Origin of the sequence: Paucilactobacillus vaccinostercus DSM 20634, assembly GCF_001436295.1 — a bacterium.
In the GTDB taxonomy this organism is placed as follows: domain Bacteria; phylum Bacillota; class Bacilli; order Lactobacillales; family Lactobacillaceae; genus Paucilactobacillus; species Paucilactobacillus vaccinostercus.
In genome coordinates this window covers 191,740-207,161 of record NZ_AYYY01000061.1, presented here as the reverse complement: position 1 = coordinate 207,161, position 15,422 = coordinate 191,740, and the positions used below count along the sequence as shown (strand labels likewise).

13 protein-coding genes and 1 pseudogene are annotated in these 15,422 nt (G+C 46.8%); 6 read left to right on the top strand and 8 right to left on the bottom strand.

The genetic code is table 11. The features are described from left to right. Positions 1–489 precede the first annotated feature (489 nt). Positions 490–2,037: a bifunctional diguanylate cyclase/phosphodiesterase gene (locus FC26_RS09860; protein ID WP_057780120.1), complete on the top strand. Its 1,548-nt coding sequence runs from the start codon at positions 490–492 to the stop codon at positions 2,035–2,037. A gap of 307 nt (positions 2,038–2,344) precedes the next feature. On the opposite strand, the gene mmuM is transcribed toward FC26_RS09860, so the two are convergent. Next, positions 2,345–3,250 (bottom strand): homocysteine S-methyltransferase, encoded by a 906-nt coding sequence (mmuM, locus tag FC26_RS09855; protein WP_420835228.1) that lies wholly within the window; start codon positions 3,248–3,250, stop codon positions 2,345–2,347. A 170-nt stretch (positions 3,251–3,420) separates the two neighbouring features. Here mmuM and FC26_RS09850 point away from each other — a divergent pair. Then, positions 3,421–4,793 (top strand): annotated as a pseudogene (locus tag FC26_RS09850) (amino acid permease). A 41-nt stretch (positions 4,794–4,834) separates the two neighbouring features. On the opposite strand, the gene FC26_RS09845 reads toward FC26_RS09850, so the two are convergent. The 3 genes from FC26_RS09845 to FC26_RS09835 form a co-directional block, all read right to left on the bottom strand. Continuing rightward, the gene (locus tag FC26_RS09845) at positions 4,835–5,026 is read right to left on the bottom strand and encodes a hypothetical protein (protein ID WP_057780115.1); all 192 of its coding nucleotides are present in this window, start codon (positions 5,024–5,026) and stop codon (positions 4,835–4,837) included. 105 nt (positions 5,027–5,131) lie between these two features. After that, on the bottom strand, positions 5,132–5,794 hold the full coding sequence (locus FC26_RS09840) for a hypothetical protein (RefSeq protein WP_157061175.1): 663 nt from the start codon (positions 5,792–5,794) through the stop codon (positions 5,132–5,134). A gap of 176 nt (positions 5,795–5,970) precedes the next feature. Continuing rightward, entirely contained in the window at positions 5,971–6,876 is a 906-nt protein-coding gene (locus FC26_RS09835; RefSeq protein ID WP_057780112.1) for a diacylglycerol/lipid kinase family protein, read from the bottom strand. 177 nt (positions 6,877–7,053) lie between these two features. Here FC26_RS09835 and FC26_RS09830 point away from each other — a divergent pair, with 177 nt between their 5' ends. Together FC26_RS09830 and FC26_RS09825 are read left to right on the top strand one after the other, a co-directional pair. Then, a complete protein-coding gene (locus FC26_RS09830) occupies positions 7,054–7,962 on the top strand; it encodes a YitT family protein (RefSeq protein ID WP_057780110.1) in 909 nt (302 codons plus the stop codon). A gap of 90 nt (positions 7,963–8,052) precedes the next feature. Beyond that, a complete protein-coding gene (locus FC26_RS09825) occupies positions 8,053–8,718 on the top strand; it encodes a YczE/YyaS/YitT family protein (protein ID WP_157061173.1) in 666 nt (221 codons plus the stop codon). Positions 8,719–8,941: 223 nt separating this feature from the next. On the opposite strand, the gene FC26_RS09820 is transcribed toward FC26_RS09825, so the two are convergent. Both FC26_RS09820 and FC26_RS09815 read right to left on the bottom strand, forming a co-directional pair. Beyond that, positions 8,942–9,409 (bottom strand): hypothetical protein, encoded by a 468-nt coding sequence (locus tag FC26_RS09820; protein WP_057780109.1) that lies wholly within the window; start codon positions 9,407–9,409, stop codon positions 8,942–8,944. A gap of 543 nt (positions 9,410–9,952) precedes the next feature. Continuing rightward, positions 9,953–11,938: an ABC transporter ATP-binding protein/permease gene (locus FC26_RS09815; RefSeq protein ID WP_057780108.1), complete on the bottom strand. Its 1,986-nt coding sequence runs from the start codon at positions 11,936–11,938 to the stop codon at positions 9,953–9,955. 229 nt (positions 11,939–12,167) lie between these two features. Here FC26_RS09815 and FC26_RS09810 point away from each other — a divergent pair, with 229 nt between their 5' ends. Further along, positions 12,168–12,737, top strand: coding sequence for a MarR family winged helix-turn-helix transcriptional regulator (locus tag FC26_RS09810; RefSeq protein WP_057780107.1), 570 nt, complete (start codon positions 12,168–12,170; stop codon positions 12,735–12,737). 100 nt (positions 12,738–12,837) lie between these two features. Here the strand turns inward: FC26_RS09810 and FC26_RS09805 are convergent, their stop codons facing one another. Both FC26_RS09805 and FC26_RS09800 read right to left on the bottom strand, forming a co-directional pair. Next, on the bottom strand, positions 12,838–13,359 hold the full coding sequence (locus FC26_RS09805) for a hypothetical protein (protein WP_057780106.1): 522 nt from the start codon (positions 13,357–13,359) through the stop codon (positions 12,838–12,840). A gap of 16 nt (positions 13,360–13,375) precedes the next feature. Then, entirely contained in the window at positions 13,376–13,960 is a 585-nt protein-coding gene (locus FC26_RS09800; RefSeq protein WP_057780105.1) for a uracil-DNA glycosylase family protein, read from the bottom strand. Between the two features lie 214 nt (positions 13,961–14,174). On the opposite strand from FC26_RS09800, the gene FC26_RS09795 reads away from it, so the two are divergent. Then, entirely contained in the window at positions 14,175–15,422 is a 1,248-nt protein-coding gene (locus FC26_RS09795; RefSeq protein ID WP_057780104.1) for an L-lactate MFS transporter, read from the top strand.

Here is a 15,422-nt window from a genome sequence, read left to right as displayed (position 1 = left end):
GTAATTAGTGCTTTCTTAACTTATTTTCATAGACATCATCGATGCCGTGTTTTTTGAAAACGCGTTCTTCATTTTAACCTGTTTCGGTAACTTGTATATCAGTTTCGAAAGCGATCGAGGTCCGCCACTCACTTGCCGTGACCACACCAGCTCTCACCCAAGCTGTTCAATTCCTTAGTTGTCTATAAAGAAAAGCTGAATTTACTAACACCCTACTTCGATCATCCCAAACCAAAGTCTATCAATATTAGTAAGATTTACTTTCAACTAACGCACCGATCCAAAAGAACGGCTGCCATTTCGCCCCACAATCCGGTATAATGAGACTATTCTTAAACCGAAGCATCGGCATGATGCTGGCAATAACGATTTGATTTCCAACAGAAGATATCTCAGGTGCGTCTCATTTCGATGACTCCAATTCTAGTGAAAGCGTAGCATACCCCTTTTTGGGTACGCGGTGCTTCGATTAGAATTGGAGGTTTTTTTATGGAAAATGTATCAAAGGTCAGTTCAAAAACGAAGTACTCAATCATTGGCACGGCTGGCCTCGCCTTTTGTGGGGTGCTCGTCGAAACATCAATGAACGTCACGTTTCCAACGCTGATGACGCAGTTCCACGAAAGCTTAAATAACGTGCAGTGGGTCACCACGATCTACCTATTAGTCGTTGCAATCACAATGACTACCACCGCTTTTGCGCAGCGCCGCTTCAGCCTTCGGTCATTACTGACATTGGCTGGGCTCCTATTTGTTTTAGGCATCCTTACTTCCGAACTGGCCCGCTCATTGCCGATCCTGCTCGTTGGTCGGGTCATTCAAGGAGTCAGTACCGGGCTCACGATGCCGCTGATGTTTGCCATCATTATGATGGGCCTCTATTCTTGGGCTTACAGTAATTTCACCCATCGCCAACGGCTGGAACAAGAGCAGCTGACCCACGAAGTGAACTATGATGCCCTGACACGGGCCAAAAGCAATACCAGTTATCTGAATGAGACGCCGGCCCTCTTCGCTAAATTTCAGGACGCCCACCAGCCACTGACGTTTATCGAGCTAGATCTCGACAATTTCAAGAGCATTAACGATCGTTTTAGCCATCTCGCGGGCAATGGCGCCCTCACCAAAAGTGCCACAACGCTCACTCACACACTCCAGCACAGCCAACGGCCGTTTACCTTTTACCGTACTGGGGGCGAAGAATTTGTGATCATTTTGCCCGGCACAACGCTCGCAGCGGCTATTCCGATTGCCAAAAATTGCTTGGACGCCTTGCGCACCGCCAACTACCATTACGATCAAGCACCCATTAAGATCACTGCATCCTTCGGTGTCACCGAGCTCCAGCCTGACGATATCGTAATGAACGATCTGTATAGTCGGGCCGACGACAGTCTCTACATTTCTAAGCAGCACGGTCGCGACTGCATCACGGTGAATGGCGAAACGTTGGACGTTAACCAACTGTCCACGACTGTTGTGACCAGTACCTTCTTCGCGCAGCCCGTCATGGATATTGAACACGACCGGCTCATGGCCCAGGAAATACTGATGCGCACGTTCGATCACGGGCACTGGCTTTTACCTGATATTTCTGAAACCGGCATGACCGTTCAGCTCTCAATGATTTCCAGATTTACTCACGACATGCCGGGTAAATCGCTGGCGATCAATCTAACTGCACAACAATTTGCGAACCTCTACGAGATGGATCACCTGATTAAATTTGTGCGAACTCACCATCTTAGCCAAGCCTTTGGCATTGAACTAGTCAACATCCCCAGCCTTGAACAAGTCACAACAGCTAGTGAGCTTTACCATCAAGCTGGAATTCTTATCTTCATTGATAATGATGACATCATCAATGATGACGCCGCGCTAACGGCACTGCTTCCCTACATCGATGGCATTAAGCTCGATCTTCACCGCTTACCCGCTCAACATCAAGCCCTCATTGCACATCTGCAAGAGTTGACGGATGCCGCGGGCAAGGATCTGATTCTCCACGGTGTTAGCAGCCATGAGGATTTTCAGTAAATTTGTGATCTGAAAATTCGGTACGCACAAGGTTACTACTTCAGTCGCCCCGTGATGCCACGAATGATCTAATCGTGACGCATTCAAATTTAAGACAATTGTCTGCTTCATGGGCAATTGTTTTTTTACGCAAAAAACTTCAGCAACGCCGATCCGCGTTACTGAAGTTTCGTAAAGGAGGCTGGACTTCAAATGCAGCTGGGAATTACCTGAAGCCCAGGAGCCTATTAAATAGGCTTATTTTCATTATAGTGGGGAACCCAATAAATGGTAAATCATTCGGCTTATCTTGTTCCACGTGAAACATTTACCCCGCTAAATACTGATCAACACTTGCTTTAATCGTTGCGATGTCATCTGGTGTCGTTCGACAACAGCCTCCGATAATTCGGGCCCCCGCGGCTAACCATTGGGGCACTAACTCGCTGAACTGGGGCGCATCAGTCACCTTTTCCCACGTCTTGGTGGTTGGGTCATACCGATCACCATTGTTCGGATACACGATGATTGCTTTGTCAGTCACGCCATGAATCTCATTAATCGCCGGCAATATATTTTCCATCTTCGTGCAGTTAACGCCGACGGCCAGTACATTTTCTTGGGCATCACAGTACTGGGCCGCTTCCCGCAACGGGGTGCCGTCACACAAATTAGCCGGCGTGTCCCCAACACTGAACGAAACCCAAACCCGAACTGTTGGAAAGTCGCGCTGTAATAATGCCAGTAACGCCTGAACTTCAGCAAAATTAGGCATCGTCTCCAATGCTAAGCAATCGACTCCCGCGGCCACTAAGGCTTGAATCCGTGGTAAGTGGAAGGCCTGATAATCCGCTTTTGATAGGTGATAATCGCCAGTATATTCACTGCCATCGGCTAAGTATGCCCCGTAAGGCCCCACGCTGCCTGCAATCAACAGGCGGTCATCACCAGCACGCGCCTGATCAGCAAGTTTTACTGCATCGTGAATCAATTGCAGACCAGCCTCCTGATCTACATCAAAATCCGCCAATGCCGGCAGGTTTGCTTGGTAGGTATTGGTCGTCGCAATCGTCGCGCCAGCCATGAAATAGCCCTCATGAACTGCCCGAATGGCATCTGGATTTGTAATTAGCGCCATTGCGGACCAGAGTTCATTGTCCGTTTGGACCCCCATCTTTTCCAGCTCCGTCGCCATTGCCCCATCGCTAACTACCACACGCTGGTTTTTTAACAAGTGTTCTAATCCGTTAATAATCTTTCAATCCCTTCGCCCAATCTTAAATCGGTTAAAATTTATTCGCCAAATCACTCTTAATTATGCTAGCATAATATCTATTGGTGTTTTCATCATATTTTAATTTACTTATTATCGAAATACAATACACCTACATAGGAGGATTTGCCATGGCTAAACAGCTTCACGATAAACTTGTACGCAAAATGGAGGCCCGGCACCTGCTCATGATTTCATTGGGCGGGGTCATCGGTACCGGGCTCTTTCTGAGTTCCGGCTACACCATCCAGCAAGCCGGTCCCATTGGCACCATCATGGCCTACGCAATTGGCGCGGTCGTCGTCTATCTCGTTATGCTGTGTTTGGGAGAACTATCCGTTGTCATGCCTGAAACGGGGGCCTTTCACGTTTATGCCGATCGCTACATCGGCCCCGGCACGGGATTCACCGTCGCCATTTTATACTGGCTTACATGGACCGTCGCCCTCGGCTCCGAATTTACTGCCGCCGGTCTGATCATGCAAAAATAGTTTCCCGACTCGCCGACCTGGATTTGGAGCGCGCTCTTCATGATCGTCATCTTTGTCTCCAACGCCCTGTCGGTGCGATTCTTTGCCGAAACCGAATTTTGATTTTCCAGCATTAAAGTCGTGGCGATTGTGATCTTTATTCTGCTGGGACTCGGTGCAATTGTGGGGCTGATCCACTTTGGTCATCAGGCCCACGCACCGTGGTTTCATAATTTGTACGCGCATGGTCTTTTCCCTAACGGTTTCAAAGCCGTGTTCACCACCATGCTCACGGTTAACTTCGCCTTTTCTGGCACTGAACTAATTGGCGTAACGGCCGGTGAAACCAAAGATCCGGAGAAAAACATCCCCAAAGCGATCCACACCACCCTGCTACGACTCGTTATTTTCTTCATTGGTAGCATCACCGTCATGGCCGCGTTGATCCCTTATAAACAGGCCGGCGTCAGTCAAAGTCCCTTTGTCCTAGTCTTTAATCAAATTGGTCTCCCATTTGCGGGCGATCTGATGAACTTCGTCGTCCTTACGGCGATTTTATCGGCCGCCAACTCTGGTCTCTACGCCTCGACTCGCATGTTATGGTCCCTCGCCCACGAAAAAATGATTTCGCCCCGCTTCGCGCACACGACAAGTCGCGGGGTCCCGATGCTCGCACTATGCGTCAGCATGATTGGCGGGATTCTTGCGCTGGTATCCAGCGTGGTCGCCGCTTCAACGGTGTATCTTGTTTTAGTTTCCATTTCAGGTCTCGCCGTCGTGATCGTCTGGATGGCGATTGCCCTCTCAGAAATTAATTTTCGCCAAGCCTTTCGGCGGGCCGGCCATCAAGATAGCGAGTTAAAGTTTAAAACACCATGGTATCCAGTCATCCCCTGGGCCGCCTTCATCTTGAGTTTACTCTCGTGCTGATCATTTTCGATCCGAACCAACGCGTTGCGCTGCTTTATATGGTGCCCTTTATCGCAGTGTGTTACGGTGTCTATTATCGTAAAAAATTTTTTAAACGCCACTAAAAAAACGTCATTTGAAGGTTTACATCTTCAAATGACGTTTTTTAGATATCTTGGGCGTAGCTCCAGCCGTTCAAATCCCGGGCGTCCTTCCACCCCGCACCGGTATTCAAATACTCATGAGTGCCAACTGAGTTTGTGGCATCAACTCGGTACAGGTCTTTATCTTGTAGCGCCTCCGCTAATGTCTCATGCTTTAGCATTTCGCCTTCGCGATTAAAATATTCGTATTCCATTTATCAGCACCCCTTCAGCCAATAATTATACGAACCTTTGTTCGAACGATCAAGTGATTTTAAGAACTGTAATATTACAATTTTGCTTGCAAACGAAACGTAGATTTAATATAACTCATTAAAATCATTAATGTCCTTAATTGTTTGATCCAATATATATTGCTTCGTATTCGGACAGCCAAAATCCGCGAGTTGCATCGTTGTCGCAATTTGTTGAGCCATCTTTTCCGCATTCCGATAACGACGGCCATCGTCGTAGTCTGGTCGCTGCCGTTGCCATAGCTCGTACAAATAATTCTGGTACCCAAACTGCCAGCCACCTAAGAAAACAGCAAAGAAAAGCTCCTCATCCACCGTGATCGCCGGTAATAACTCTAAGTCGTCACTATCAACTAGGTGATTGGCTTCGCAAAGTTGCGTTTCAATGAGCTCGTCCATCGTTAAAAACTCCACGCTATCGGCTTCGTTGAGGGCGGCCACCAGTAGGGTCGACAACTCCTGATCACAAACCGTGGCCGCTGATTCTAGCTTAATCACCTTGCCCTTAATATTTCCCGAAATCCACCGCACGTGATGACCAATGAACCCCGCCTGAATGCCAGCATGCATGCCGGCAACGTAGATTTGCGCCAACTGGTTGAGGATCGTATCAACTGAACTATTTCCTAGCGCCTCCAAGTATCGATCCAGTACCGCTTCGTTGCGACTAATTCTTAATTCATGCCGATCAAACTGTCGGCCTACTGGTCCAAAAAATATATTCATCATGATCACTCCCCAATGTGCAATGCTTATTTTCGCTACTCTTCATCACTCACCACACGACCTGCTTAAAGTAAAAGTTAACATTTGGGATAAAAAATTCTTATGATTATCATCCGCTATCAAACTAGGCCTGAATCCCCGGTAAAACAACAGATTTTAAAGGTGCTTGTCCCCACAAGTTACGGTTCCGGCGTCACCAAATGTTGCATAAAAACTGGTAAAACGTTGGGACAATACGTGATTTCGGCTGGTAAATAGGGCCCCGTGTCGCCATCAATTCGGGTCACCACTTTTTCATCCGCCATCGCCTGCAACGTCAACTTTCGGGGCGTTAGGCTCGTAATGGCGTCTGACTGGTGCATATGCCCACTCCACGCAAAATAGATGTAGGGAATGACCTGTCGCCGATGAATGTCCTTCAAGATACTGAGATGAAAGCGTAGCGGATTATCTCTCGAGTCATTCGGCGCCGTCGTCGACAACAGGGCAAACCATGTTTTATACGTCTCCGGCTGCTTGGCATCCATTTGATAACTCACTAGGCGGGACTTATGCCGTCCTGCTCGTCGCAACGCAGTTAAAAAATAGGTGAGTCGTTTGCCCCAACGATCATGATGCTGTTGCTGTTCCCGCACATCCCCAGCTAAATCCGCTAAATTGCCAAAATCCAAGTAGCTCACAATCGCCCGTTGATCATCACAATTTCCAATCCCCACCCGGTGAAAATGACGATCAAATATGATTTGTAGGGCCTCGTGCACGTCCGTTGGGATTCGCCAGCGTTTCGCAAAATTATTCACCCGACCACATGGAATCAAGCCCAATGGAACGGTGAGCTTACGACGAATCATCGCCGTTACGGCAACGTTTAGTGTGCCATCACCACCAACGACAATCAACGCATCTAATCCAGAAAGCCGGTTGGCAACAAGCGTAATTGCCGCTTCCGTCGAGAGCGCTGTCATTAAAATCGGCTGAATATCATGTTCACTTAATTGTTCTTGTACAATTTTGACGTTTTTTTCGGCCAGCCCGTGCCCCGCACTGGGGTTGTAATAGATTCCGTACTGTTGTACATGTCCCATATAGCTCCCCCTCAAGATTTTATGGCATACATTTAACTTATTTTACTTATAATTTATTTGTAGTATACGCTTAGTAAATAGTTAATACCATTACAAAACTTTAATAAACGTTACAGGCTGCAATATTCACCCATGATCGAATTTGATATAATAGCCGTGATAGGGGGCGTAATCATCATGTACGGAAAAATGACGAATCAACGAATTCGGGTGACCGATTTACTTATGTTTATATTAGGAGCCGCAATCTATGCGTGGTCCTTAGTTAATATTAATATTCCTAATTCACTGGCGGAAGGCGGGGTGACCGGGATTACACTAATCCTCCGAGCTCTTTTTGGCCTAAATCCAGCTTATACAACTATTTTATTGAACATTCCGCTTCTTTTCTTCGGGTTTCGAATGATGGGCCGCCGCGCCCTCATTTATACCCTTTTCGGAACGCTTAGTCTCTCAGCGTGGCTTTGGATTTGGCAAAAAGTTCCGATGACCCTTTCACTGCACCACGACCTTCTTATTTCTGCCCTCCTGGCGGGCTTATTTGGCGGTGTTGGTCTAGGCCTCATCATGCGCTTTGGCGGAACCACTGGCGGGACTGACATCATCGCCCAAGTTCTGGAGCGTAAAGCCAGCGTCCCCATGGGACGGACCATGTTTGTTCTCGATGTCAGCGTACTCGTGATTTCACTGGTTTATTTAGACCTCGTTCATATGATGTACACCGTGATCGCTTCATTTGTTTTCGCTCAAATGATTAATTTCACGCAGCAAGGGGCGTACAGCGCCCGCGCCTTTTTTATCTTCTCCAACCATGCCTCTGAAATTTCGGACGCCATTATGCTCCAACTCGATCGTGGCACCTCCCTGTTTCACGCCGAGGGCGGTTACACGAAGCACCCACAACATGTGGTCTACACCGTAGTGGATCCCTCAGAAGTTAATACGGTGCGGCAACTCATTAAAGATTTGGATCCACAAGCCTTCATTACCATTAGCGAAACCCAAGAAACCCTCGGTGAGGGATTCACCTTTGAAAAACATCGCCGGGGCTTTTTCGATAAACTCAAACTTAATCATCGATCATAATCGGGCCAAACGAAAGTTTAACTAAACAAACTGATTAGCTACGTGCTATGATGAGATCAAAAGTAATATATCAGAAGGAGAGTCCCTGCCGTGACACATATGAAAGACTTCAAACAGCGCTTTTGGTTCTTAATCTTTTCCATCATCATTAACTCCACTGGGAACGCGCTCACCATTTCCACTAACCTGGGTAGCGCCGTTTGGACCGCCTCGTCTGTGAACCTCGCAGACTGGATTCATATCTCACTGGGAACCACCTTATTCGTGTACGGGGTTGTCGTCACCATCGCCAACCAATTTTTCATTGGTCACTTTGACGGACGACGTCTCATCTCAAACCTGCTTTATACCGTTCCGTTCAGCTACCTTGTTCAATTTATTACCGTCTTTTGGAACTGGGTTGGCGTTCCCAACCTCAATTTATTCTGGCGCATCGTCCTCGACATCTTTGGGATCATGCTAATTTCGGCGGCCGTTTCCATTTACCAACGTTGCAACCTTATTTTGCATCCCAATGATGACCTTTCCTACATTTTACGATTTAAATTCATGCACGGTTCCGCAATCTTAGGGCAATGGGTTAGCTACTCGCTACCGGTCGTCATTACGATTCTCGCCGTTATTTTCACTAAGCACCTCACTGCTGTGGGGTTCGGGACCATTTTAGCGTTAACGGCCCAGGGCGCGATGATGAACTGGTCGGACACCCATGTTTTTCCGAGTCTCAAACATCACGTCGATTTTCGAACCAACTAACTTATTTCCCGGGCAATTAACGCCCATAACACTCAAAAAACGACCCACAAATTTCCTAACTCGAAATTTGCAGGCCGTTTTTAGTCTAGTAGCGACTCAAGCTTTCGTTGAGCGTTGCCAGTAATTGTTCTCCATAAGTTTGTTGCACCGTATCCTCACGGTAGTCATCGTAGGATAAAGCGCAAGCGTGCTGCCGCGCAATTTTATTGGCGGTCCGGTAGAGTCAAGCGTCATCAAAGACGGCTAGTTCATTTTTCTTCATTTGGAAAATGAACGTCTGGCTTCCGAGTGTCCATCCGTTAACGTAAATTTGAAACAGATCTTCTTTTTCAATTTCGATCTGTGGCGCGTCATCGAGGTCATAAACATCTTCCACCCCGTTGGCCGCCATCAGCGGTATACAAATTGCTTGATCCATCACCATAAACTCGACACTATCCGCATCATTCAGACTCTCCATCAAATGTTGCTTAACGTGATCGCATCGCGCTTCAAAATGCTGGCGCTCGTATTTAACCCCATTCGACATTCCCAAGACATATACATTTGCCAAAACTTGTAAAACTTCATCCAACGATAAAGTTCTTAGTTGCTTTAATTGTCGTTCAACGATTCCCCGATTGCGATCTAACTGTACTGCATCAGAATCAAACAGTCTCCCCGCGGGACCAAAAAATGAATTCATCATCATCGTCTTTTACCTCTACTTTTTACAATTATCAAGTGTTAGACACTACTTACGTTTGCGGCCAGAACCAGTGAAATTTGTCGTAAAATAAAACGACCCGTCCCTAGCGGCCATTCGGTCCTGGGTGCGGGTCGTCTTCAAAAAGAGAAGTGAGCAGTTGTCCTATTTATCTTTTAATATTAAAGCACAATTATCACTAAAAAAAACATCTTTTTTTGCATTTTTTTGCGTTCATATTAATCGAGTGATAAATTTTTAGAATAGTTTATGCCTTTTACTATAATAAATTATGCCCTTAATCTTTTATCCCATAGTAATTGGCGCTTAATTCATTGATATCAGCGTTCTTGGTCCATTTAAGTCAAGTGAATAATTTAATTTTTCCTATATTACTTTTAGTAATTAATGCTTTTATAATTTTTAGATAGATAATTCTTAAATTTTTTTCAAAAACATTTCGATAACCACCATTCAGATGAAAAAGGAAATCAAAAAGGAAGCTATCATAGCTTCCTTTTATCTATCATTGAACTGTATTTGGTTATGCTAATCTGCCGCTAACGCATCGATCGGGTTCAACTTCGAAGCCCGTCTTGCCGGCATGAGCGCTGCGAGGAATGAAATGATCACCGCCACAACAAAGGCAAAGATCACGTCACCCATGCTGATTCGAATTAGGTTGTACTTCGCAATGGAGTATAGGAGGCTGTTCAAGCCCGCACCAATCGCAAACGCCATCACCGTTCCTAGTACAGCAGCCAGTAGCCCGATGAAGAGGGATTCAGAGGTAAATAGTCGCCGAATGTCCTTCTTCGATTCACCGAGGGCCCGCAAGATACCAATTTCTTTGGTCCGTTCTGAAACTGACATGTACATCGACACAATGATCATCAGCGCCGAAACAACTAGTGAAATCGCCGCAATCGCCGCCAGTACGTTAGTTGCTAAGTCCGTGATGGTGTTAACGGTATCGAGGATGCTACCCACCGACATGCTAGCAAAATCATGCACGCCAGCCGTCTTCATGTCGTTGATCTTCGCATTGGTGGCCTTGACCTGCTTGGTATCATTAATCTTGACGGCCGCAAAGGTTGGCTCACTCACCGCACCAGCGTCGCTCAACATGGTCTTCATTGTGGCGTAATTACCATAAGCGGATGATCCTTGTTCACCGACGCTCACAATACCAGCCACCTTCAACGTCTTCGTGATTTTCACGGGTTGGTTCTGGTCATTCATAGCCGCCAAACTAATCGTCACGGTCTTTCCAACGGCCTTCTTCCAGTTCTTACTGTTCAAGCTCTTGGCAAATTTCTTGTCGATCACAATTTCATTCTTGCCAGGTTGGTGGCCCGCTTTAATTGACTTCGACCCATTTTGCCCCGTCCAAGTAACAAACGTGGACACTGACTCGGTCTTCTTACCCTGTGTCAGTTGAGCGCTGCTCAATTGATAGCCCGGTTGGACCTTCGACACGTGCTTTGTGTCCTTCAGCTTTTTCAATTGGGCACTCGTCAGCGTGGTCGACTTGTAGTCGGTCGCCATTGCTTGCTGGGTCGCCGTCATGCGTTCGTTGACGTCCTTTTTGTTATCCTTTGACACGTTCTTCATCACGGTCACAAAGTCGGGATTAGCTAATTCCGTGACCTGATTATTAATGTAGCTCTTAATTCCGTTACCGAGCCCCAAGAATAGCATCACGGAAAACAGCCCGATTGCCGTTCCTAAAATGATCAACGAGTTACGCCAGAAATTGTACATTAAATGCTTGAAAGCGGTCCGATACGAGGCCATCGCTGCCAATGGTCGCGCTGGAATTTCATCGCTTTCGTGGTCCCCATCAAACGCCGGCTTAATTCGATCATCCCCGTCGATTTTACCGTCGGCCAGATGCACGATCCGCGTCCCATAGTTCGCCACTTCCTGCGAATGGGTAACGGCGATAACCAGCTTACCTTCCTGAGCAATCTCTTCTAATAGGTCCAGCACTTCTTTTGTGTTTTGTGAATCCAGCGCTCCGGTTGGTTCATCCGCGATAATGATCTGTGGATCGGCAGCCAGCGCCCGGGCGATCGCCACCCGCTGTTTTTGACCACCGGAAAGTTGGTTCGGATGCTTCTTAATTTGATCGCTCAAACCAACCTTATTTAGCAATTCCGTGGCCCGCTTAATCCGTTGACTCCGGTTGAGCGTCGTCATGTCTAGTGCGACTAACACGTTATCGAGAACGGACAGGTGCGAAATCAAGTTATACGACTGGTAAATATAGCCGATTGTCCCGCGGCGATATTCGTCGAGTTGCTTTTCTTTTTTATGATCCAGTTGCTGACCGTCAATCGTGACGGTTCCTTTAAAATTGCGGTCCAACCCGCCAATAATATTCATTAAAGTCGACTTACCACCACCGGATTCACCGAGGATGGAAACAAATTCACCCAGTTCAAAGTCCAAGTCAATTCCCATTAAAACTGGAAATTCCTCTTTACCGAGGAAGTATGACTTGTGAATATCATGTAATGTGAGAAATGCCATATTATTCTCCCTTATAATTAAAATCTTGCGCGTGTGATGCTTGTCTCATTATACAAGTGCCACCCACGTTTTAAAACTAGTTTATCCTGCTAACAAAATTCAGGATGGTTTTTATTTTATATTAGTTAGTTTCTGTTGACAAGAGCTAACTAACAATTTACAATGAACTCAATTAGTTAGTCGAAGAAGCAACTACCTAACTAAAATAACAATAAAGGAAGTCTTTGTTATGACCTACGACTCACAAGAACTACTCACCTTATTTGGCCGTCTATTCCAGCAACGGACTTTTATCTCCGCTGCAATCAAGAGCTGGAAATTTGATGACCATCAGCAAAACCAGCGCGGTCAATTTCGCGTTTTGCACCTCCTCGCTGAAAAAGATAACCTCACAAACTCCCAAATCGTTGATGCCTTGGATATTCGCCCCAGCTCCGTTAGTGCCCTCGTCAGCAAACTGGAAGCTAACGAACTGATCGAACGGCACGAATCTCCCGATGACAAACGAGTTGCACTCATTACCCTCACCGATAAGGGCCGTGACTACATCACGGGATCGAAAAAGTTTAAAGATGAATTATCGGAATCGATGTTCGAATCGCTCACCAGTGATGAGCAGCAACAATTACGGCACCTTCTCGACAAGCTCATCACCGACCTAGAGGTTAAGGAACCCGATTGGACACAGCAACATAGCAACAAATTCCACGGCCGTGGACCTGCTCAGGGTGGGTTCGAATTTCCGTTTGGTAACTTCAACGGATTTGGTGGCAGTTTTAACCGCCGGCCACGCGGCTAGTCCCTTTTGTTTCACACAACACACAATACACAACACACAACACACGAAAATAGGAACACCTTTTCTCAACTATCGGGAAAAGACGTTCCTATTTTTTTACTTATTCAGCTTCAATCGCGCGTTTAACCAGATCGTGATCAATGCCAAAGTAGTGCAAAGTATCAAGTTCGTGCCCAATTTGGTTTGGATCTTCAAGCAGGTTTTCCTGGGCGAAGCGTTTATCGATCGTCGCCGTGAAGTTCACGTAGCCCCCCACAACCTCATAATGTTCCACGTGAAACACGAGAACGACACTGGCCTGTTTAAGGATCGGAACATGACTGTCATCGAGGATATCGTATGGAACCCGCCCGCCACCAAGCTTATCTTGTCCATGATGGTCACCGGCATATTCTACCAATTCATGGTATTTTGGTGCGACAACGTTAGCACTACCGACGCCATGGTTCATCAACTGTTTGGCAGCATTCGTCCCTTTTCCTAAGCCAAAAACGAGCATGTTGCGTAGCGAATACGACGAGCTGCACGTCGTCACATTATAGCCATGCCGGTCATCCGGATAGGCCAATAAGAAGATGGGAAACCCATAATAGAGTTTTTGCGATATCAATTCTTTTAACATTTATTTTTCTCCATACTCATTTGTTGAGGATCTCCCTGATCCGCTGCTTGAGTTCCGGCAGTACCTGATCTTCGTACCACGGATTCTTAGCTAACCACGAAAAATTGCGTGGTGATGGGTGCGGTAGCGGCATAAATTCCGGTAGATACTGCTGATAATCCTTAACGGTTTGCGTGAGGGTGTCTTTTGACTTCAGTGACAGATAGTAGCGTTGGGCGTAGCTCCCAATCAACAGCGTGAGTTCGATGTTGGGCATCAAATCTAAGAGGGGTTGATGCCATTTCTGGGCAAAACCCTTACGAGGAGCCAAGTCACCGCTCTTCCCTTTTCCCGGGTAGTAAAAATCCATCGGGACAATGGCAATCTTGCCAGAATTGTAGAATTCATCGTCAGAAACGCCCATCCAGTCTCGCAACCGCACGCCACTCGGATCGTTCCAAAAGATCTTCGTGTCTTGTGCCCGTTTGCCCGGTGCTTGCCCAATTACGTTAATGCGGGCCTCTTTACCCGCGTAATACAGTGGTTCAATATCTTGTCTGGTGTAATCCGCATTTTGTGGGTCCGCCTTAATCGCTTCAAAAATCCGATCAAATTCAGTCATCTAAATCCCCCGTTTCTCACGTCAATTATGCCCCACGGGTTCCTTGAACGCAAATAAAATATTCCATTTTTATATAAAAAATATAATTGTTCGTGTTTTAATGAATTTATTTTCGTTATTGCACTTTATTAAGTCGTATATTATACTATTTTTGCATATAGGAAAGATTTTGCGTAATTATCGTTCGTGTTTTTAACGAAAGGGGATTGTTTTGTTGAAGGTTAATCGTTATGTTGTCGCTGGTAGTGGTATTTTACTCCACCTGATGATCGGGTCCGTTTACGCTTGGAGCGTTTACACCCAGTCAATTCAGGCCCAAACCGGTTGGTCAGAATCATCGATCACGTTTGCTTTTAGTCTCGCCATCTTCTTCCTTGGGATGTCGGCCGCCTTCATGGGGCGGTTGGTTGAAAAGTTCGGTCCGAACGTGACCGGCACAATTTCCAGTATCTGTTACGGTGCTGGCACCGCACTGACGGGGGTTGCGATCCATACCGACCAGCTCTGGCTCCTCTACCTCGCATACGGGGTAATCGGGGGCTTAGGTCTGGGCTCCGGCTATGTCACCCCTGTATCAACCATCATCAAATGGTTCCCTAACCGTCGGGGAATGGCTACCGGCTGTGCGATCATGGGCTTTGGCTTTGCCGCCATGCTCACAAGCCCGGTTGCCCACGGATTAATTGCGAGCGTCGGGGTCGAACGCACTTTTTACATCCTCGGCGCCGTTTATTTCATCGTCATGATTAGCGCGGCTCAATTCATTCGGCCACCAAAGAAGGCACTCAATGTGACGGAAACCGTGACACCAGTTGCCGCGGGTGTCAGCCTCATGAACGGACAACAATTGACCGCCAATCAGGCCGTCAAAACGCGTGAATTCCGTCTCCTATGGCTGATGCTATTCATCAACATCACTTGCGGCATCGGCCTCGTTGCCGCGGCCTCCCCCATGGCACAAGAGTTCACCGCAATGAGCGTCACTAAAGCTGCGTGGATGGTGGGTGTCATTGGTATTTTCAACGGATTAGGGCGCCTCGCTTGGGCTTCGATTTCCGACTACCTCGGTCGACCAAACACTTTCAGCGTGGTCTTCACGTTTGAAGCAATCTTAATCGTCAGCTTAATGTTCATTCACTCGTCATACCTCTTCACCATTGTCCTTTGCATTATTCTTTCGGGATACGGTGCCGGGTTCTCAGTCATCCCCGCCTACCTGAGTGATATTTTTGGCACCAAGGAATTAGGCGCCATCCACGGTTACGTGCTCACGGCGTGGGGCATTGCCGGTCTTGTTGGTCCGGTTGTGCTCTCCGTGTCACACCAACTCTTACACAGCTACAATTCGACACTAATTGTTTTCGGAATACTTGAAATTATTGCCCTAACTGTGTCATTCTTAATCAGGAAACGTTTTGCCAAAACAACCCAAGACGTCGCAAACGTCTCAACTAACTCATAA

What these genes read in the sequence shown, in the direction of transcription:
- FC26_RS09840 (WP_157061175.1), bottom strand. Translation starts at nt 5,794, where the DNA reads ATGATGAATATATTTTTTGGACCAGTAGGCCGACAGTTTGATCGGCAT.
- FC26_RS09835 (WP_057780112.1), bottom strand. Translation starts at nt 6,876, where the DNA reads ATGGGACATGTACAACAGTACGGAATCTATTACAACCCCAGTGCGGGG.
- FC26_RS09845 (WP_057780115.1), bottom strand. Translation starts at nt 5,026, where the DNA reads ATGGAATACGAATATTTTAATCGCGAAGGCGAAATGCTAAAGCATGAG.
- FC26_RS09815 (WP_057780108.1), bottom strand. Translation starts at nt 11,938, where the DNA reads ATGGCATTTCTCACATTACATGATATTCACAAGTCATACTTCCTCGGT.
- FC26_RS09800 (WP_057780105.1), bottom strand. Translation starts at nt 13,960, where the DNA reads ATGACTGAATTTGATCGGATTTTTGAAGCGATTAAGGCGGACCCACAA.
- FC26_RS09820 (WP_057780109.1), bottom strand. Translation starts at nt 9,409, where the DNA reads ATGATGATGAATTCATTTTTTGGTCCCGCGGGGAGACTGTTTGATTCT.
- FC26_RS09810 (WP_057780107.1), top strand. Translation starts at nt 12,168, where the DNA reads ATGACCTACGACTCACAAGAACTACTCACCTTATTTGGCCGTCTATTC.
- FC26_RS09830 (WP_057780110.1), top strand. Translation starts at nt 7,054, where the DNA reads ATGTACGGAAAAATGACGAATCAACGAATTCGGGTGACCGATTTACTT.
- FC26_RS09860 (WP_057780120.1), top strand. Translation starts at nt 490, where the DNA reads ATGGAAAATGTATCAAAGGTCAGTTCAAAAACGAAGTACTCAATCATT.
- FC26_RS09805 (WP_057780106.1), bottom strand. Translation starts at nt 13,359, where the DNA reads ATGTTAAAAGAATTGATATCGCAAAAACTCTATTATGGGTTTCCCATC.